The sequence below is a fragment of the Trichococcus palustris genome, from assembly GCF_900114465.1.
GTDB lineage: Bacteria > Bacillota > Bacilli > Lactobacillales > Aerococcaceae > Trichococcus > Trichococcus palustris.
This window is the reverse complement of record NZ_FOTD01000008.1, coordinates 65,388-84,135: the sequence shown is the minus strand read 5'-3', so window position 1 is coordinate 84,135 and position 18,748 is coordinate 65,388. Positions and strand designations below refer to the sequence as shown.

15 protein-coding genes and 1 pseudogene are annotated in these 18,748 nt (G+C 46.9%); 7 read left to right on the top strand and 9 right to left on the bottom strand.

What is annotated here, in order from left to right; genetic code table 11:
* Positions 1-21: 21 nt before the first annotated feature.
* From gltX to BM101_RS07160, 4 genes are all read right to left on the bottom strand, one after another.
* Positions 22-1,491: a glutamate--tRNA ligase gene (gltX, locus tag BM101_RS07175; protein ID WP_087034070.1), complete on the bottom strand. Its 1,470-nt coding sequence runs from the start codon at positions 1,489-1,491 to the stop codon at positions 22-24.
* A 42-nt stretch (positions 1,492-1,533) separates the two neighbouring features.
* Entirely contained in the window at positions 1,534-2,631 is a 1,098-nt protein-coding gene (locus BM101_RS07170) for a PIN/TRAM domain-containing protein (protein ID WP_087034069.1), read from the bottom strand.
* A gap of 26 nt (positions 2,632-2,657) precedes the next feature.
* The gene (gene radA / locus BM101_RS07165) at positions 2,658-4,040 is read right to left on the bottom strand and encodes a DNA repair protein RadA (protein WP_087034068.1); all 1,383 of its coding nucleotides are present in this window, start codon (positions 4,038-4,040) and stop codon (positions 2,658-2,660) included.
* 116 nt (positions 4,041-4,156) lie between these two features.
* Entirely contained in the window at positions 4,157-4,702 is a 546-nt protein-coding gene (locus BM101_RS07160) for a dCTP deaminase/dUTPase family protein (protein WP_087034067.1), read from the bottom strand.
* Between the two features lie 359 nt (positions 4,703-5,061).
* On the opposite strand from BM101_RS07160, the gene BM101_RS07155 reads away from it, so the two are divergent.
* A complete protein-coding gene (locus BM101_RS07155) occupies positions 5,062-6,171 on the top strand; it encodes an ABC transporter ATP-binding protein (protein WP_087034066.1) in 1,110 nt (369 codons plus the stop codon).
* Positions 6,172-6,398: 227 nt separating this feature from the next.
* Here BM101_RS07155 and BM101_RS07150 read toward each other — a convergent pair whose 3' ends face one another.
* Positions 6,399-7,907 (bottom strand): alpha-amylase, encoded by a 1,509-nt coding sequence (locus tag BM101_RS07150; protein WP_087034065.1) that lies wholly within the window; start codon positions 7,905-7,907, stop codon positions 6,399-6,401.
* 349 nt (positions 7,908-8,256) lie between these two features.
* On the opposite strand from BM101_RS07150, the gene BM101_RS07145 reads away from it, so the two are divergent.
* Both BM101_RS07145 and BM101_RS07140 read left to right on the top strand, forming a co-directional pair.
* Positions 8,257-9,249 carry a VOC family protein gene (locus BM101_RS07145; protein ID WP_218149901.1) on the top strand — a complete coding sequence of 331 codons (993 nt, stop codon included), beginning with the start codon at positions 8,257-8,259 and terminating at the stop codon, positions 9,247-9,249.
* Positions 9,250-9,695: 446 nt separating this feature from the next.
* On the top strand, positions 9,696-10,463 hold the full coding sequence (locus BM101_RS07140; protein WP_087034063.1) for a DUF6612 family protein: 768 nt from the start codon (positions 9,696-9,698) through the stop codon (positions 10,461-10,463).
* A 39-nt stretch (positions 10,464-10,502) separates the two neighbouring features.
* Here BM101_RS07140 and BM101_RS07135 read toward each other — a convergent pair whose 3' ends face one another.
* The 4 genes and pseudogenes from BM101_RS07135 to BM101_RS14370 form a co-directional block, all read right to left on the bottom strand.
* Positions 10,503-11,426: an aldo/keto reductase gene (locus BM101_RS07135; protein ID WP_087034062.1), complete on the bottom strand. Its 924-nt coding sequence runs from the start codon at positions 11,424-11,426 to the stop codon at positions 10,503-10,505.
* Between the two features lie 307 nt (positions 11,427-11,733).
* On the bottom strand, positions 11,734-12,303 hold the full coding sequence (gene nrdG, locus BM101_RS07130; protein WP_087034061.1) for an anaerobic ribonucleoside-triphosphate reductase activating protein: 570 nt from the start codon (positions 12,301-12,303) through the stop codon (positions 11,734-11,736).
* Positions 12,304-12,314: 11 nt separating this feature from the next.
* Positions 12,315-14,531: an anaerobic ribonucleoside-triphosphate reductase gene (gene nrdD / locus BM101_RS07125; RefSeq protein ID WP_087034060.1), complete on the bottom strand. Its 2,217-nt coding sequence runs from the start codon at positions 14,529-14,531 to the stop codon at positions 12,315-12,317.
* A 301-nt stretch (positions 14,532-14,832) separates the two neighbouring features.
* Positions 14,833-15,066: pseudogene (locus BM101_RS14370) on the bottom strand (helix-turn-helix domain-containing protein); the annotation flags it as partial.
* 338 nt (positions 15,067-15,404) lie between these two features.
* Here BM101_RS14370 and BM101_RS07110 point away from each other — a divergent pair.
* From BM101_RS07110 to BM101_RS14095, 4 genes are all read left to right on the top strand, one after another.
* Positions 15,405-15,767 carry a hypothetical protein gene (locus BM101_RS07110; RefSeq protein ID WP_143084439.1) on the top strand — a complete coding sequence of 121 codons (363 nt, stop codon included), beginning with the start codon at positions 15,405-15,407 and terminating at the stop codon, positions 15,765-15,767.
* 417 nt (positions 15,768-16,184) lie between these two features.
* Positions 16,185-17,861 carry an ammonium transporter gene (locus BM101_RS07105; RefSeq protein ID WP_087034057.1) on the top strand — a complete coding sequence of 559 codons (1,677 nt, stop codon included), beginning with the start codon at positions 16,185-16,187 and terminating at the stop codon, positions 17,859-17,861.
* A 186-nt stretch (positions 17,862-18,047) separates the two neighbouring features.
* Positions 18,048-18,488: a GNAT family N-acetyltransferase gene (locus BM101_RS07100; protein ID WP_087034056.1), complete on the top strand. Its 441-nt coding sequence runs from the start codon at positions 18,048-18,050 to the stop codon at positions 18,486-18,488.
* Positions 18,489-18,519: 31 nt separating this feature from the next.
* Positions 18,520-18,696, top strand: coding sequence for a hypothetical protein (locus tag BM101_RS14095; RefSeq protein WP_177194429.1), 177 nt, complete (start codon positions 18,520-18,522; stop codon positions 18,694-18,696).
* The last annotated feature ends 52 nt before the right edge of the window (positions 18,697-18,748 follow it).

The window sequence follows — 18,748 nt, the reverse complement described above, 5'->3', positions numbered from 1 at the left end:
GGTAAAATCTTTTTCGATGGCTTACAAGTTTTCTAAAACGCTGTTCAAATGGGCCAAACTTTTTTCTCTGCCCAAAACTTCAATCGTTTTGCCGATTTCAGGACCGTGCATTTGACCGCTGACCGCGATGCGGATTGCCATGTACAGGTTTTTGCCTTTGATTTTCGTCTCTTTTTGGACTTCTTTGATGGCAGCCAAAATGCCGGCTTCCTCAAACGGTTCGATGGCAACCAATTTTTCTTTGAAGGCTGCCAATACGATCGGTGCCGTTTCCGCAGCGATCACTTCTTTTGCTTCGTCATCCAATGTGATTTCAGCGGCGAAGAACATTTCGGATAGCGGAACGATTTCAGCGGCGTAGCTCATTTGTTCATGGTACAGGCTGATCAGCTTCTTGGCATATTCGCGGTCTGGCTCGGTAGGATTTTCAGGCAACTTGCCGGCAGCCACCAAGTGAGGCGCAGCTAAGGAAACGATGGTATCCAAATCAGCGGCTTTCATATAATGGTTGTTGATCCATTCCAATTTCTTTTGGTCGAAAGCGGCCGGGGATTTGCTCAGGCGTTCCGGATCGAACATCTTGATCAGTTCATCTTGGCTGAATATTTCATCTTCGCCGACCGGAGACCAGCCCAATAGCGTGATGAAATTGAACATCGCTTCAGGCAAGTATCCCAAGTCTTTATATTGTTCGATGAATTGCAGGATCGATTCATCGCGTTTGCTCAATTTTTTGCCGGTTTCGCTGTTGATGATCAGCGTCATATGTCCGAATTTTGGAATCTTCCAGCCGAACGCTTCATAGATCATCATTTGTTTCGGTGTGTTCGCAATATGGTCGTCCCCGCGCAATACGTGTGTGATTTTCATCATATGGTCATCCACCGCAACCGCAAAGTTGTAGGTCGGGAAGCCGTCACGTTTACGGATGATGTAGTCTCCGCCCACGCTGCTCGCTTCAAAAGTGATGATCCCTTTTACGATATCATCAAATGAGTAGGTGTTTTCGATCGGCACACGGAAACGGATAACCGGCGTCAAGCCTTCCGCTTCTTTCGCAGCTTGTTGGGAAGGCGTCAAGTTAGAGCATTTGCCGCCGTAGTGAGGCATTTCGTTACGTGCTCTTTGCTGTTCGCGTTCCGTTTCCAACTCTTCTTCGGTGCAGTAGCACTTGTAGGCGCGGTTGGAAAGAAGTAGTTGGTCGACCAACGGATCATAAATGTCTTTTCTTTCGGATTGACGGTAAGGGCCTACTGTGCCGGGTTTATCCGGACCTTCATCCCAGTCCATCCCTAACCACGCCAAGTTTTGCAGTTGGCTTTCTTCGCCGTGCTCGAGATTCCGTTTTTGGTCCGTGTCCTCGATGCGGATAATGAATTCACCGCCATTGTGGCGGGCAAATAAATAATTGAATAATGCTGTACGGGCATTGCCGATGTGCAGGTGTCCCGTTGGACTTGGTGCATAACGTACGCGGATCTTTTCTGTCATAATAAAGTTTCCTCTTTTCTGAAACGATTTTTATAGCTGTTCTTATTCTTTGATTCCTTTTTGCGAGTGGACCGGTTTGGCGAAAATCATTCTGCCTGCTGCAGTCTGCAACGCACTGGTCACGACCACTTCGATTGTTTCGTTCATGTAATGTTGTCCGTCTTCGACAACGATCATGGTGCCGTCATCCAAATAGGCTACCCCTTGATTGCGTTCCGTCCCGACCTTGATGACGGTAACGACCATGTATTCACCCGGAATGACGACAGGTTTCACTGCATTCGCCAAAGCATTGATGTTCAATACGGGAACGTTTTGGAATTCGCAGACCTTGTTCAAGTTATAATCGTTCGTGATGACGATGCCATCGATCAATTTTGCCAAGCGAATCAATTTGCTGTCGACCTCTGGAATCTCCTCGAACTCGCCTTCATAGCTCTCCACAATGATATCTTCTTCTTTTTGAAGCTTATTCAAGATATCCAAGCCGCGTCTGCCTCTCACCCTTTTCAGGCTGTCGGAAGAATCGGCAATGTACTGCAATTCGCGCAGCACAAAATTCGGAATCACAATGACACCTTCAAGGAAACCGGTTTTGGCGATATCATAGATACGGCCATCGATGATGACGCTTGTATCCAGGATTTTATATTTTCGGAACGTATCGTCGGCTTTCCGGTCCAGCATCTGCCCATCTTCCTGTTTCTTTGGTTTCGCAGCAAACAACTTGCGGAATTCTTCGATTCTCGTTGTCCCGACCCGGAACCCCAAATAGGCTAGGATCAAAGAAAGGATGGATGGCAGGATATCATTGATGACAGGAATCCGCAACGCCGTCAACGGCAGGCCGATCAGCCAGGCTAAGACCAAACCGACGATTGTGCCGATCGATCCAAAAAGCATGTAGCTGACCGACAACGTGCTGAAGTAATTCTCGATTTTTTGCATAACGTCCAAAATAAATTTCATCAATAAAAATGATAATAAATAAAATATAAGTGCACCTAACCCAAAATTAACGAAAACATTGTTGAAAGCGTTGGTCTGTATTCCCACCAGTTCCCAAAAGTATGGCATCGCTGTGACGCCAACGCTTCCGCCTACCAGCAGAAAAACAGCCGTGATTATTTTCCTTTTCAAAAGCTTCCCTCTCCCTCTATCTGTTTTTAGTTTTTATTCGGAAAGACTTTGTGTAAAGTCTCTTGAATCGTTGTGACAGGGATGATTTGAATATCCTCGGGATGTTTCCAGCCAGCCATATTATTTTTAGGCAGGTAGACTTTGGTGAATCCCAATTTTTTGGCTTCATTGACGCGTTGTTCGACGCGATTGACTCTGCGGATTTCACCGGTCAGTCCGATTTCGCCGATGAAACATTCCGATGCAGACGTTTCGACATCCCAATAACTGGACGCGATGCTGACGGCGATCGCCAAATCAATGGCGGGTTCGTCCAATTTCACGCCACCGGTCGACTTGAAATAGGCATCTTGGTTTTGCAGCAGCAAGCCCGCACGTTTCTCCAGTACCGCCATGATCAGCGCGACGCGATTGTAGTCCAATCCGCTGGCTGTCCTGCGCGCATTGCCGAAAGCTGTCGGGGTTATCAAACATTGGATTTCCGCCAATATCGGACGTGTCCCTTCCAGCGAAGCCACCACTGCCGAGCCGGAAGCACCCGCCAAGCGTTCCTCAAGAAACATTTCCGATGGATTCTTCACTTCGCGCAGACCGCCTTCGATCATCTCGAAAACGCCGATTTCGTCGGTCGAACCAAAACGGTTTTTGACGGCACGCAAAATCCGAAAGGAATGGTGTCTGTCGCCCTCGAAATACAGAACCGTATCCACCATGTGTTCCAGCATCCGCGGACCGGCGATGGCCCCCTCCTTCGTCACATGGCCGACGATGAAGATTGCGATATCATTCGTCTTCGCGATGCGCATGAATTCGGCTGTGCATTCGCGGACTTGCGAAACACTGCCGGCCGTACTGTTATTCTCGGGCTGAATCATCGTTTGGATCGAATCCACGATGACGAAATCCGGCTTGATTTTTTCGATGGTTTCCCGGATAGCATCGATATCGGTTTCTGGGTAGATGTAAAAATCGGTGCCTTTCACGCCCAGACGTTCGGCCCGCATTTTGATCTGGCCGGCGCTTTCTTCTCCGGAAATGTAGAGGACCCGATGTCCGGCATTGTTGATTTGTGCGGAAATCTGCAGAAGCAGCGTGGACTTCCCGATGCCGGGATCCCCGCCGATCAGTATCAAGGAACCCGGCACGATGCCGCCACCCAATACGTGATTGACCTCTTCCATCTCCGTTTTGACGCGCGGAATATTTTCCGTTTTGATATCTTCGATCACGACCGCTTGCGGTACGTGCCCCGTGAAGTTTGAACGTTGTTGTTGCTTCACCGCTTTTGTCGCTTCTCGTTCTTCCTCCATTTGGTTCCAGGCCCCGCAATTCGGGCAACGGCCCAGCCACTTCGGAGACTCATAGCCGCAAGCCTGACAAACGAATTTCACTGCACTTTTCTTTGCCAACTAAACCTCTCCTTCCGGCAAGAACGAATCTACCTTATTTTATCACATAAAAGCGCAATCTACGTATAACAATCCGGAAATAGTTGCCGAAAATGCTTTTCTTTTTAAGCTTCTTTTTACGCTTGCCCGGATGAACCGAATCCGCCTACGCGTTCGCTCTCGCTTGTCTCATCCTGGTCCGCCTTCAAGAAGCGTAGGAAGATGCCTTGCCCGATGCGGTCGCCTTTATGGATCACCTTATCGCGCAAACCGAAGTTCAAAAATTGAAAATAGATGTGGCCTTCATTGCCTTCATTATTGTAATAATCCGCATCCACGATGCCTACTCCGTTCGGCAATACGATGAAATTTTTCAAGGGATTACTGGAACGGTTCGTCAATTGCAGATATTCGTCTTCCTGCATGTAGGCTTTGATGCCGGTCGGCACTAATACGGGCTTCATCTTTTTTTCCTGTTTTTCGTTCATTTGCTCTTGGTCATCGCCGAAGAAATCCCATAAATGGGCGCTGACGCTTTGGATGGCCGTCTTCCAGATGGCCGGCAGGCTTACTTCCTCCGCCGCTTCAAAATCATATCCCGCGGCATGTTTCGTTGCTCTCATCGGTAAATTTATGCCTTTTCCGGCATAACTGCTTATTACTTCAAATCCTCGTTTATTCATACTATTCCCCTTTATCGCCTCTGATTGACTGCATCATCTAAAAATATTTACTAAAAAATCCATTCTATCAAATTTCCCGTCACTTTTCATCGTTTTCCGTTGCTGCACCCGAAAAGGCATCCGGAAACGCAAATCATTTCGCGGCACTACCGATTCTACCATTCAGATATGCCCTTTCTTTGAATATGCCTGTTTTTTTTGATGATTCTTTCTGAAAGCGCGGAATGTAAACGCATTCGTCAACCTGCACAAAGAAACGCCTACTTTTTTAGGCACTATTCCCTAGCCGGGTAATCCGCTTTCATTTATGATACAAGCATAACCGAAATACAAACCAAATAAAAGGCAGGTACACAATAATGGTAGAAATCCAATTGAACCATATCCATAAAAAATACGATAATGCGGACAGCTATTCCGTCACTGATTTTAATTTGCATATCCACGATCGCGAATTCATCGTCTTCGTCGGCCCTTCCGGTTGCGGCAAGTCCACGACTTTGCGCATGATCGCAGGCTTGGAAGACATCTCAGAAGGCGAATTGATCATCGGCGATACGCTGATGAACGATGTAGCGCCAAAAGACCGCGATATCGCAATGGTTTTCCAAAACTATGCCTTATATCCGCACATGACCGTATTCGACAACATGGCATTCGGATTGAAATTGAGAAAATATAAAAAAGAAGACATCAAACAACGCGTTGAAAATGCCGCCGAGATATTGGGATTGACGGATTATCTGGAACGCAAACCCGCCGCTTTATCCGGCGGCCAAAGACAACGGGTTGCGCTTGGCCGTGCCATCGTACGTGATGCAAAAGTGTTCCTGATGGATGAACCATTGTCCAACTTGGATGCAAAATTGCGGGTTGCCATGCGTGCGGAAATCGCCAAGTTGCACCGCCGTTTGAATACGACGACCATCTACGTGACGCATGACCAAACGGAAGCCATGACCATGGCCGATCGCATCGTCATCATGAAGGATGGTTTCGTTCAGCAAATCGGTTCCCCGAAAGAAGTCTATGATACACCGGTGAACATGTTTGTAGCCGGCTTTATCGGCTCTCCCGCCATGAACTTCTTCAACGTTACGCTGCAGGACGGCGTCATCACAAACGGCGAAGGCTTGAAACTGGCTTTACCGGAAGGAAAACGCAAAGTATTGGAAGAAAAGGGCTACAACGGCAAAGAATTGATTTTCGGCATCCGTCCGGAAAACATCCAAAGCGAACAGATCGTCATCGATTCAAATCCAAATTGTACCTTGAATGTGGAAGTGGTCGTGTCCGAATTGCTGGGCGCAGAAACCATGCTTTACAGCAGAGTGTCCGGCACCGAGTTCATTTCCCGCGTGGATGCCCGCGACTTCCATGAACCGGGTGATCATATCGATTTGGCCTTCAACATGACCAAATCCCATTTCTTCGACAAACAAAGTCAAAATGTCATTGCCATCCCTTAATGGACCGGATCCCAAAGATATGCACCATAACGCTGATTCTGGTGCATACCTTAGCTGTATTTGACGAAACAGAAAAACCGCAGCAGATCAACGAAAGATTCACTATCGTCGGCGAATGCGAATAACAAAAAGATAATCAAAAAGGCGAGGGATTCCATTCGGATTCCTCGCCTTTTTGATTATGAAAAGAGTGTGATGGATCGGAAAGGACACTCTTTTCTCCAGTTTTATTGTTCTTGGCCTTCGGTTGCTTCCGCTTCGAAAGCTTCTTCCGGCGTGATGCCGTCCTGCACCCAAACCGACAGCGAACCGGCGTTGACTGGGAAATGGCCATTGCCGTTTTCAGCGATCACCACTTTATCTCCGCGGTTTCCGGTATAGTCCGCAAACGTCTTGCCGGCATATTGCTCGCCGACGAACATCTCTTTGAAGCCCTCCTCGCTGTTGCTCAATACAGCGGCCAATCCGAAGGGATGCTCTTCATTCCCGGAACGGGTCCATCCTACGCAATTGCCATGGTCAAAATAGTCGTGTTGTTCCCCATAGGCATGGTTTGCCCGCAAGTACAGGAGCTTGTCGATGATGCCTTTCTGCCCCTCGACGGGATGCGGTCCTTTAATGCCGTAGTAATCCCCGTAGAATAAGCAAGGGAAGCCCTCTTGCCTCAACAGAATGACGCCATAAGCCAGTGGTGTGAACCAAGGCTCCACATAGGACTGTAGCGACTGTTCCGGCTGGGAATCATGATTGTCCACGAAGGTTACGGCATGCGTCGGGTTTTTGGCGATCAGCGTGTTATCGAACAACTTGCGCATATCGAAGTCCTTCCCCTGCTGGGATGCCAAATGGAAATTTTGGTGCAATGCCACATCGAACAGATCAAAGGTGAATTCGGTCGCTTCCAGATATCCTTCCAGTTCGCCATAATTGTAGTTCCAATATTCCCCCACTACATAGAAATCTTCCCCATGTTTTTCGCGGATCGTTTTGACCAGCGCTTCCACAAAGTGACTATTGATATGCTTGATGGCATCCAGACGGAAGCCGTCCACCCCGGTCTCATTGACGTACCAATCCGCCCATTTATTGATTTCTTCGACGACGGCGGGATGGCTGTAATCGATATCCGAGTTCATCAAATAATCGAAGTTGCCGTGCTCTCCATCGACGCTCTCATCATCGGCCCAGCCTTTTTCGAAGCCTTTGATCATGTAGATGGCTTTCTTGCCGTTTTCGTTATTGAAATCCGTGCCGGTGAAATGTTCCCATGACCATTTGAAAGCGGAATAGGCATCCCCCCGGCCAGGGAAGGTGAACTTCGTCCAGCCTTCTATCTCATATGGTTTTGTCGTTTTATCTTGGCGATTATCCGGGTTCACTTCGTAAGCCAAGAAGCGTTCCGTTTCGTCCGCCCCTGCCTTATGGTTCAATACGACATCCGCATAGACGGCGATCCCTTCTGCGTGCAACGCTTGGATCGCGGCCAAGTATTCTGTTTTCGTGCCGTATTTGGTGCGGATGGAACCTTTTTGATCGAACTCACCCAAATCGTACAGGTCATAGACACCATAACCGACATCGTTTGTACCCGTTGCTTTATACGCCGGCGGGGTCCAGACGGCAGTGACACCCAAAGCCTTCAGATGTCCCGCGTCCTCTTTTAGACGGTTCCACAATTGTCCGTCATCGTCCAAATACCATTCAAAATACTGCATAATCAATCCGTTTCTTGCCATCCAATCACTGCCTTTCTTTTCGTTCTATTGTATCTCTACCTTTTTCAAGGGATTGTTTGGTTGTCCCATCACAAAATTCAGTGAAGCGGCTTCACTGGCTACATTATACACCGTTTCGTGCGGATTGCCTTTTCCGAGCTATCGGGACTCGGCTTTTTCAAATGCGTTCTTTTTCAGATTTCATTTTTGGGGGTAGTAGAAAAAATGCGGATCCAAATGCTTGCATCTTTATACGATCCGTTATATACTTATTTTAAGTTAGCTAATGGCTGATTTTTCTTTTGAAGCAATGCTTCGAATTGGGAATATCCGAAACGGAATACATAAAATTATTGAAATGAGGAATCGAATAATGAACGAATTAAGAGGCATTCACCATGTAACAGCAATCACCAGCAGCGCAGAAAAAAACTATGAATTTTTCACTTATGTATTGGGCATGCGCCTCGTCAAAAAGACCGTCAATCAAGATGACATCCAAACCTATCATCTGTTCTTTGCGGATGACCGTGGAAGTGCCGGAACCGATATGACCTTCTTTGACTTCCCGGGCATTCCGAAAGCCATCAGAGGAACAAATGAAATATTCAAAACCGGCTTCCGCGTGCCGAGCGATGAAGCTTTAGCCTACTGGATCAAACGTTTTGACAAATACGGCGTCAAACACTCCGGCATCCATGAGCAATTCGGCAGAAAAGTCATCGATTTCCAGGATTACGACGAGCAATTGTACCAATTGGTATCCGACGAAAACGACAATGGGGTAGCACCCGGCACACCTTGGCAAAAAGGGCCGGTGCCGAACGAATACGGCATCCGCGGTTTGGGTCCGATTTTTGTCCGGATCGCAAATTTCGACTACTACAAACAAGTTTTGGAAATCGTGTTGGGTTTCCGTCAGACTGATTCCGATGGGGATGTCCACCTGTTTGAAGTGGGACTAGGCGGCAACGGCGGACGCATGATTGTGGAGCATAACGTGGTACTTCCGCAAGCTCGTCAAGGCTTCGGGAGCGTTCACCACATGGCCTTCCGCGTGAAAGACCGTCACGCTTTGGAGGAATGGATTGAACAGATGAGTTCATACAATTTCCCTATCTCAGGATACGTGGACCGTTTCTACTTCGAATCGCTATACGCCAACATCGCGGAAGGCATCCTGTTCGAATTTGCGACGGAGGGACCCGGCTTCATCGATGACGAAGAGCCTTACGAAACATTGGGTGAACAACTGGCCTTGCCGCCAAAATTCAGGAATAAACGTTCTGAAATCGAAGGGTTGGTACGCCAATTCGACACCATCCGCAGCACCAAGACGATCGAAAAAGAATATTTGGATTGACTTTATCCTAAACGCTGCAACATCTGCAGATAAAAAACCGCTCCCTTCCCGGCCTTTACGGCCGGGAAGGGAGCGGTTTTTTCTGTTTTAAACGCAGCTCACCCTATTTTTTTTAATTAAGGTTTGGATATTGTTCCTTCGTTCGCACAAGACATGCGCCATCATCTTCGGTATACGGGATGCATCCGTTATGTGCCTGTTTTCGACGGTGTCAGAACCATACCCCTTGTTCAGGATTGGTTTGTTGGATGTTTCTCTTTCCCTTCCCGCAAAGTAACCTCCGCACCGTTAGCCACTCATGATTAAAGTCGCGAGGAGTTCAGATTACGCCTTTTAAAAAGGCGTGTTCTCTTGTACAATGAGAAAAGCCTCACGACACAAAGCAATTTATTATTTAAACGATAACTTTTCCCATAGGCTAAAATATGATTTTGGAGGACGCAATCTTGAAAAGAATCATCCTATCGGCTCTCATCCTCCCCCTATTCTTTCTTGCCGCTTGCGGCAAGGAGCTTTCGAATGAGGAGGTTTTGCAGAACCTTACCACCCGTTCCGCCAGCCTGCAAAGCTATCATCAATTGGTCAGCCTGAAAACGACAACGGACAAGGAAGCCCTGACGAACACCTCGGAATCGACGGAGCAATACAGCGTTTCCGATGCGTCCATTTTTCCGGAGAAAAAAACGAGCTACGGAAAAAGGATCAATAAAAAAACGGATCAACCCACAGAAAAACTGGAGATATACATTACCGAAGACGTCGGCTACATCCAGACCGACGACGGGACCTTGACCCAGTTGGCGACGCCCGATATACCCTTGCGCAGCCTGGAGATATATCCCCTGGAGACATTCATACAATTGGCTAAAATCGTTGCCGAAAACGGTGACATGGTCCGGAAAGGCGACGCGTACGTCCTTACCTTCAAGGGAAAAGGCGAAACCATCAACAAAGAAATCAACGCTCTGTTCGAGTCATTCCCATCCGAGCAGACGACCTATGACATCCGCATCATCCTGGATGCCAAATCCTTTTATTTGGAATCGATGACGTACACATCCGTTGTCTCCCTTCCTGATCAAAAAACGACCGTCACCCAGCAGTTGAACGGCGAATTCGATCTGTATGATAGCGTACGCTTGGACAAGGATGTGCCCGTTCTGCCTGCATTCGATGTGCCTTCCGAATTAAGCGATTCTTCTTTGATGAAGTAAAAAAAGAGCCTCGATTGGCTCTTTTTTTTTACTCCATTTTTAAGGCAAAATCTTCCCTGCCGCTTTGTATAAGGCATACCATTCGGTACGGCTCAGCGATACAGCGGAAGCCTGGCAAATGGCCGCGATGCGGTCCGGATTCATGCTGCCCACAATCGGCTGCATTTTTGCAGGATGGCGCAGCAGCCAAGCGATGGCGATTGCTTCCCGGGAAACGTCTTTTTCATCGGCCATTATTTCGATTAACTCATTCAGCTCTACATAATCCAGATTGTCTAAAAAGATGCCTTTTTTGCCGTTGCCGGACTGGAACGGAGACCATGGCTGGATTGTCATATCGGTAATCCGGCTGTATTCCAAAACGGACCCGTCATGGACAATGGAAGCTCCGTTTACCATATTCACATTGAAGCCGGCATCGATCATCGGTGCATGGGTGATGCTCAATTGCAGCTGGTTGATCAACAACGGTTGCGTCACCGTTTTTTTCAGCAATTCGATCTGCATCGGATTTTGATTGCTGACGCCGAAATGACGGACCTTGCCTGTTTTTTCCAGCTCGTCGAAAGCGGCCGCAACCTCTTCCGGTTCCACAAGCGTATCCGGACGGTGCAACAACAGCGTATCCACGTAATCGGTCTGCAGCCGTTTCAGGCTTCCTTCGACGGATGCGATGATGTGCTCCTTCGAAAAATCGAACATCTCGCCGGGGATGATGCCGCACTTAGTCTGTAGCAGCACCTTATCCCGTGAAAGGCCGACTTCTTTGAAAGCTTTCCCGAAGATTGCCTCGGAATCCCCTTTGCCGTATATATCCGCATGGTCGAAATAGTCGATTTCATTATCCAATGCCGTTTGAATCACTTTTACAGCTTCCTCGTGCGTCAAAACATTCATCCGCATGATGCCCAGTGAAATTTCAGACGCCATCAACCCCGAATTGCCAATATTAACCTTTTTCAAATGTCATACCCGCTCTCTTGATAAGTTCTATTTTTTGAAAACGTTTCACTAAAAAATATTATACCATTCAGAATCGGCAAAACAAAAAATAAAGGATGCAGATGCTGTCGATTTCAATCTCCAAAGAACTCAGCTGACCGTCGGCGAATACGCAAGTGCCATCAATCCCTATCCTGTCCTTGCCGCAATAAATATCATCGGAGCCGTGGACAATCCATAACTGCACAAAAAAATAGGCGAATATGAAGGGACATGCCCAAAATATTCGCCTATTTTTCTTTATCTTAAAACCCCGTCAAGGGCTTAGTCATGCACGTTCATCATAGCCATTCGTCCACAGCACCATTTCGTTGGCTGCCAGCGATTTTTTCACATCGATGATGTTCTGGTTGGAACTGCCGCGGAACTTCAATGTCAAATCGCGCTTGGACAGGTCGAAGCGGCCATCGACCAGCACATCCATCAAGCTCAGCAATGCCAGTTTATCCTCGGATTCCTCAGCCAATTCGTCCCAATAATAACCGGTCCAGCTCCAGATGTCCTTCGTGTCGCCGAATTCTGCCCGGATGCGTCCAGCAAGCCGCAGCGCGACTTGCGTATTGAGGAAAGGTTCACCACCCAGAAGCGTCAAGCCCTGCACATAAGGCTGGCGCAGGTCGGCCATGATCTGTTCCTCCAACTCATCCGTATACATAACGCCATAGTCAAAATTTTGAGCAATTTTGTTGTAGCAGCCTTCGCAGGCAAACAGACAGCCGCTCAGATAGAGGCTGCACCGTACGCCCTCGCCGTCGACAAAATTGAACGGTTTGTAATCCGCCACTTTATAGTTGCTGTATTTTTCTGCCAGCCATTCTTTCGGTTGGGGATTTTTCACTCATGATCACCTTATTGTTCAGATTTGTTATGCAGATGTTTTACACGCGCGGATATTTCCTTATGTCTGCCGCGGACCATCGGACGGATCTGCGGATTGCCGAGATAGCCGCATGTCCGTTTCACGACGTCGCATGTTTTCGGATCGGTATTGCCGCATTCCGGACATTGGAAGCCGCGTTCAGTCGGATTGAAATCCCCTTCGAAGCCGCATGCCAAGCAATGGTCAATCGGCGTATTGGTACCTAAATAGCCCACTTTGTCGTAGGCGAAATCCCAAACGATTTCCAGCGCTTTCGGATTTTGTTGCAGGTTCGGGTATTCGCAATAATGGATGAAGCCGCCGCTCGTATATTTCGGATAGTCCATCTCAAAAGTGATTTTTTCGAACGGATTCGGGTTCTTGCGGACATCGTAGTGGAAGCTGTTCGTATAGTACTCTTTGTCCGTGATATCCGCAATCACGCCGAATTTTTCCGTATCCATCGTGCAGAAGCGATCCGTCAAGCTTTCGCTCGGGGTCGAGTAGACACTGAAATGATAGCCGAATTCATTTCCCCAAGCATCCGTCTTCTCTTTCATGTTCTTTAAGATCGCCAAAGTAAATTCTTTTGCTTCGTTGTTCGTTTCCCATTCCGATCCGTAGAAGACGGTCGCCGCTTCATAAAGACCGATGTAGCCCAAGGAAACGGTCGCGCGTTTGTTTTTGAATACTTCATCCACCGAGTCCGTCTCAGCCAAGCGTTTCCCGAAGGCGCCATGTTGGTATAAGATCGGGGCATTCGTCGGTGTCGCTTCTTTTGTGCGTTCCAGACGATAAACGAGGGCATCCTTGCAAATGGCCAAACGTTCTTCCAACAGGCTCCAGAAGGCATCGATATTCCCCTCGGACTCCAAGGCGATTCTTGGGATGTTCAATGTCACAACACCCAGGTTCATGCGGCCGGAATTGACTTCTTCGCCGTTTTCATCTTTCCAGCCCTGCAGGAAGGAGCGGCATCCCATCGGCGTCTTAAAACTGCCGGTCAGTTCGACGATTTTGTCGTACATCAGGACATCCGGGTACATCCGCTTGGTCGCACAAGTGATGGCCAATTGTTTGATGTCATAATTGGGATCCTGTGTTTCCAGGTTGGTTCCTTTTCTCAATGCAAAAATCAATTTAGGGAAGATGGCTGTCCGCTTTTCTTTGCCTAAACCTTTGATGCGCACTTGCAGAATGGCTTTTTGGATTTCCCGAGCAAACCAATCCGTTCCCAATCCGAACCCAAGCGTGGTGAAAGGGGTTTGGCCATTGGAAGTGTACAGCGTATTGATTTCATATTCCAAGCTTTGCATCGCATCGTAAATATCTTTTCTTGTTTTGTCTTTTGCGAAAGCGATTTGTTTCTTTTCGCCATCGACCCATTCTTTTGCGGTCTCCAGATGTTTTTCGTAATTCAAACGGGCATAAGGAGCCAACAGTTCATCGACACGGTCCGCACTGCAGCCGCCATATTGGCTGGAAGCGACATTCGCAAAAATCTGCGCCATCTGTGCCGTGGCCGTATTGACGGAGCGGGGGCTATCCACTTCCGCATTACCGATTTTGAATCCTTGCTTCAACATATTTTGAAAGTCGATCAGGACGCAGTTCGTCATCGGCGAGTATGGTTGGTAGTCCAAATCGTGGTAATGGATGTCCCCTTTTAGATGGGCATTGGATACGTGCTTCGGCAACAGTCTCAAGCCGATCGCTTTCGCCGCAACCCCAGCCGTCAAATCACGGATGGTATTGAAAACGCGGCTATCTTTGTTGGCATTTTCGTTTACGACGCTCTGATCTGCGTTCATCAGGCTTTGGATGCGCAATTCGATATCCTGCTGTTGCAATTTTTTGACTTTTTTCGTCAATTTATAAGTGTTATAGGCTTCAGCTAGCGCCGTATTGCCCATTTCGGCAAGCGTTTCTTCCACAGTTTCATGGATGTCGTCCGTTGAGACACTTTCAGCATCGGAAGCGACAAGTTTATCCACTACCCGTTTGACGACTGCATTCGCATCATAGAAAACCGCTTCTTCATTTTGTTCGGATAAAAAGCGTTCCGCTTTTTGAATCGCCTTATAGATTTTTTTCGCACGAAAATCGGCAACGCGACCGTCCGCCTTCAGCACCTTGATGTTAACTTCTTCGTCGTTGATTTGTAGATTGGACATTCCATTTAAGAAATCTGTTTGTAATGAAGCCATTTCTTCCACTCCTTGGGTAAAATAGTAACCAGAAACTTTGATATCACAAACCAAAAGTAATATGTAGTTACTAAATAAACAATTTGAATTAATAATGTGCGACCTTTTATCTTTCGCTAAGAAAACGCACTTAAAAATACTACATATAATCATACCATTTTAATTTCATACTATATATAGTGTTTTTTCTATTTCTAAAAGATGTCAATAAAGTACTGCTTCGATGCGTACACACCCGCAGAAATGCTTCCTTACAAGTCAATTTGACAAGAGAAACCGTTTTCGTGCATTGTCTGATCCTCAGATTAAGTTGGACATTAGCCAACGCAAGGCTTTCGACTTCTTTCAAAAAAGGGGATTGCACCGATGCTAAATCTTTCGTTTTCTCGCCAGAATTTTTGTATTCCTGATACGCTTACTTGCAGTCGGACAGCATCAAGTTGTAGACTTTCTACACACAACTGAAGGATTTGGCAAAGAAAAGGACTTGCCCGTCGGTAGGATAAATGCGGAATTTATGAGCTTTGAATCGTTCCGTTCCATGGGTTACCCCCCCTTTTTTATACTACCCTTATCGTGCTTTCCGGGGGAACGTGGATTCTTATCAATTGCTAAAAAGAGGCGATTCATCTCCCAACTTGCAGAGATGGAGGACTTCTCGACCTAAAATGGTAAAGAAAATATTAAAAAACATAAAAAACACATTAATTCAAGAAAATATACTGTACTTTCTAAAAAAAAGCGGTTATACTAAAGCCTGTCAGAAATGTAAGCGATTTATATTGTTTTTTGTATGTTTTCCAGGTGCTTTTAAAAGAGCCATGATAAGTGAAATAGCAAAACAATGAATAAAAAAGAGGGGTGAAATTAATAGTGTGGAAGAATAAAATGTTTCCGGAAATATCAAAAGTCGCAAAATTCAGAATCCAAATCAACCAAGACCTATTTTTAAGACAATGTGCTTCTGGACAAAATCTTTTCCATCTGCCTTCATCTTATCGCTATCCGACCGGAAATATCTCGGGCTACATTACACGATTGAATTGGAACGAAGAATTTATCATCCTTGAAAAAGAACTTAAAGAATCCTTTGAATACTTTATTGTTGATAGAAGCGTTGAATCTGTAACAGGTCCCTTTACGGAAGATAGTTTTAAGATGGAATTATCGGCTTGTGGCATCGCTGATATGCCTTTGATCGAATTATCAGAGATGGACTGGATCATTAATTTTTAAAAAGAAGAGAAGCCCTACACCCGTCGAATCGGGTGGGGGCTTCTCTTTTTGTCTGATCGCATTTTCCGAGTATCGTCCAGAGGGTACATTCGATCACGTTCTCAAGAATGGGTGTATCATTCCCCCGCTATGTGACCTATCTCCCATAACAAATACTGACATCCAAAAAAAACAACGCGTTTCCATGTGAGGTTTTCTTTTTATATATTGCCTGAAATATATGTTCTCAATCCAATATAGTTCTATCCTTGTCAGAAAAATCCGTAAAAAAAAACATGGAAACCACCTAAAAAGTGGCAGAAACATAATCGATTAAACCTTTTGAGGATATGTGACATCCTTTGTCAGAATGATATAGCGGTAAAAAAATTATTCCTATACACTATGAGTAAGCTATTTCAAAAGGGGGAATCTATCATGTTCTCATCAGTAGACACATTATGGACCTTACTTGGGACAGTCCTAATTTTTTTCATGCAAGCCGGTTTCGCCATGGTGGAGACTGGATTCACCCGGGCTAAAAATGCGGCCAACATCATCATGAAAAACCTCATGGACTTCGTCCTCAGCTCTCTGGCATTCTTTTTAATCGGCTACAGCATCATGTTCGGTCCAGATATCGGCGGCTTCACCGGTACACCTGCGTTCTTTATGGCTGGAGTGGATTCCACCATTCCCGGAACTGTCCATTTCATGTTTCAAAATGTGCTTGCGGCATCTTCCGCTGCAATCGTATCCGGCGCTGTTGCAGAACGTACGAAATTCAGCTCCTACCTTGTCTATTCCTTTATCATTTCCTTGATTATCTATCCCGTCTCCGGCCATTGGATCTGGGGCGGCGGCTGGTTGCAGCAAATGGGATTCATTGACTTTGCGGGCTCAACCGCTGTCCATCTGGTCGGTGGGATTTCAGCTCTTGTAGGCGCAAAAATGGTCGGACCGCGTATCGGCAAATACCAAGACGGGAGAGCACAGGTCATCCCTGGTCATAATTTGACCATCGGAGCTTTGGGGGTGTTCATCCTGTGGTTTGCTTGGTTCGGCTTTAACGGGGCATCCACCTTATCGGCAACCAGCGACGAAACCTTGTCCCTGATTGGAAAAATCTTTTTGAACACCAACCTATCCGCTGTTACCGCAACCGTTGTGACGCTCCTCTTCACCTGGAAAAAATACGGAAAATCGGATGTATCCATGACATTGAATGGCTCCCTTGCAGGTTTAGTGGCCATTACGGCCGGTTGTTCGGTTGTGTCTCCCTTCGGTGCCATTGCGATTGGTTTTATCGCCGCGATAGCGACTGTGTTGGCTATTGAATTTGTCGATCAAAAACTGAAGATCGACGATCCGGTTGGGGCGTTCAGCGTCAATGCTGTGAATGGCGCCTTGGGGACCATCTTGGTAGGCGTCTTCGCTACCGATCGGGGTATTTTGTATGGCGGAGGATCCAGGCTGTTGGGAACCCAATTGTTGGGTGTGGCTTCCGTCGCTGTCTATACCGGAATCGCAATCTTCATCGTCTTCAAAGTCATCGAGAAGACGATGGGTCTGCGCGTTACCGCTGAAGAAGAAATCGCGGGCATGGATATCGCTGAACACGGCTTGTCCTCCAGTTACCACGATTTTGTCGCAACCAGCGCTTTTGATGATTTCGTAACAAATCACAATCCTTCAGAAATGTCGGCCAATCAGGCGATTGACTTAAGCAAAGCCGGGGCGTTCACGCTTGTGGATTCAGGCTTTGAAATGAACAAAGTGGACATCCTCGCCAACCCGGATAAATTGGAACGTCTGAAGGCGGAATTGAACGCCATCGGAGTAACGGGCATGACCGTCACTTACGTCCACGGCTACGGCCTCCAAAAAGGCCAACAAACCTACTATCGTGGGACAAAAACACAAGGTGACCTCTTGCCGAAAGTACGTGTTGAAACAATCGTCTGCGAAGTACCCGTCGCTGAAGTCGTTCGCGCAGCCCGCAGAGCCCTATATACAGGGCATGTCGGTGACGGTAAAGTCTTCATTTCTCCTGTCACCGATGCCGTCCGTATCAGCAACAGCGACACCGGACCCGATGCTTTGAAATATTATTAGACACTTCAAAAAAAACAGCACCGGAGCAAGATATCATCTTGTTCCGGGTGCTGTTTTTTGCCTGACCATCACGTTCCTTTCAGTCAGAGTATGCCTTAAAAAATTTGTTGGTTTTTTGTTTGGCTTGGCTTTGCTATAATAAGGCTATTACGGATGGCATCAGCTGTTCTGGGAGGACAACGAAGCATGTGGACAATCAAACCTTTTGGGGAACTCACTTTACAGGAACTCCATCGTATCTATAAAGAACGTACGGCTGTTTTTGTCGTGGAGCAGGACTGCGCCTATCAAGAGGTCGATGACGCGGATTTCGCGAGCATCCATTTCTGCAAACAGGTCGATGACACGTTCCTGGCTTATGCGCGCCTTATATTGGAACCGGAAAGCGTCCGGATAGGCCGGGTAATGGTACCAAAAGAGCAACGAGCCAACGGATTCGGAGACGAGCTGTTGACGGTTGTTTTGGCTTATGCAAACAAACACTATCCTGGCTTCCCCATCCACGCGCAGGCGCAAGCCTATCTGCAATCGTTCTACACTTCATTCGGTTTCCGGCCCATTTCAGAAATCTATTTGGAAGACGATATTCCTCATATCGATATGGTCATGGATCCACCTAAAAATTAAGCAAACACCCCTTAGAAGGAGACTGATAGGAATGAATAAATATCTGATCGCTACCCTGCTGGGAATCGTCAGCATCGGCATCAATGTTTGGATTATGTACCAAACCCGTTACGATAAAGGCCTGAACCCCATCGTGAAAAAAAACTTGGAAAAACTGTCTTATGCGCTCATCGTTGCTGCTATCCTGTTTTTAACTTTTGCCGATTGATAGGTTACTATAATGAAAAAGAGGTCCAATGGCATTGCGCCATGGACCTCTT

Excerpts from the sequence above, each read along its gene's own strand:
- gltX (WP_087034070.1), bottom strand. The coding sequence starts at position 1,491 with ATGACAGAAAAGATCCGCGTACGTTATGCACCAAGTCCAACGGGACAC.
- BM101_RS07160 (WP_087034067.1), bottom strand. The coding sequence starts at position 4,702 with ATGAATAAACGAGGATTTGAAGTAATAAGCAGTTATGCCGGAAAAGGC.
- BM101_RS07100 (WP_087034056.1), top strand. The coding sequence starts at position 18,048 with ATGTGGACAATCAAACCTTTTGGGGAACTCACTTTACAGGAACTCCAT.
- BM101_RS14095 (WP_177194429.1), top strand. The coding sequence starts at position 18,520 with ATGAATAAATATCTGATCGCTACCCTGCTGGGAATCGTCAGCATCGGC.
- BM101_RS07105 (WP_087034057.1), top strand. The coding sequence starts at position 16,185 with ATGTTCTCATCAGTAGACACATTATGGACCTTACTTGGGACAGTCCTA.
- nrdD (WP_087034060.1), bottom strand. The coding sequence starts at position 14,531 with ATGGCTTCATTACAAACAGATTTCTTAAATGGAATGTCCAATCTACAA.
- BM101_RS07150 (WP_087034065.1), bottom strand. The coding sequence starts at position 7,907 with ATGGCAAGAAACGGATTGATTATGCAGTATTTTGAATGGTATTTGGAC.
- BM101_RS07155 (WP_087034066.1), top strand. The coding sequence starts at position 5,062 with ATGGTAGAAATCCAATTGAACCATATCCATAAAAAATACGATAATGCG.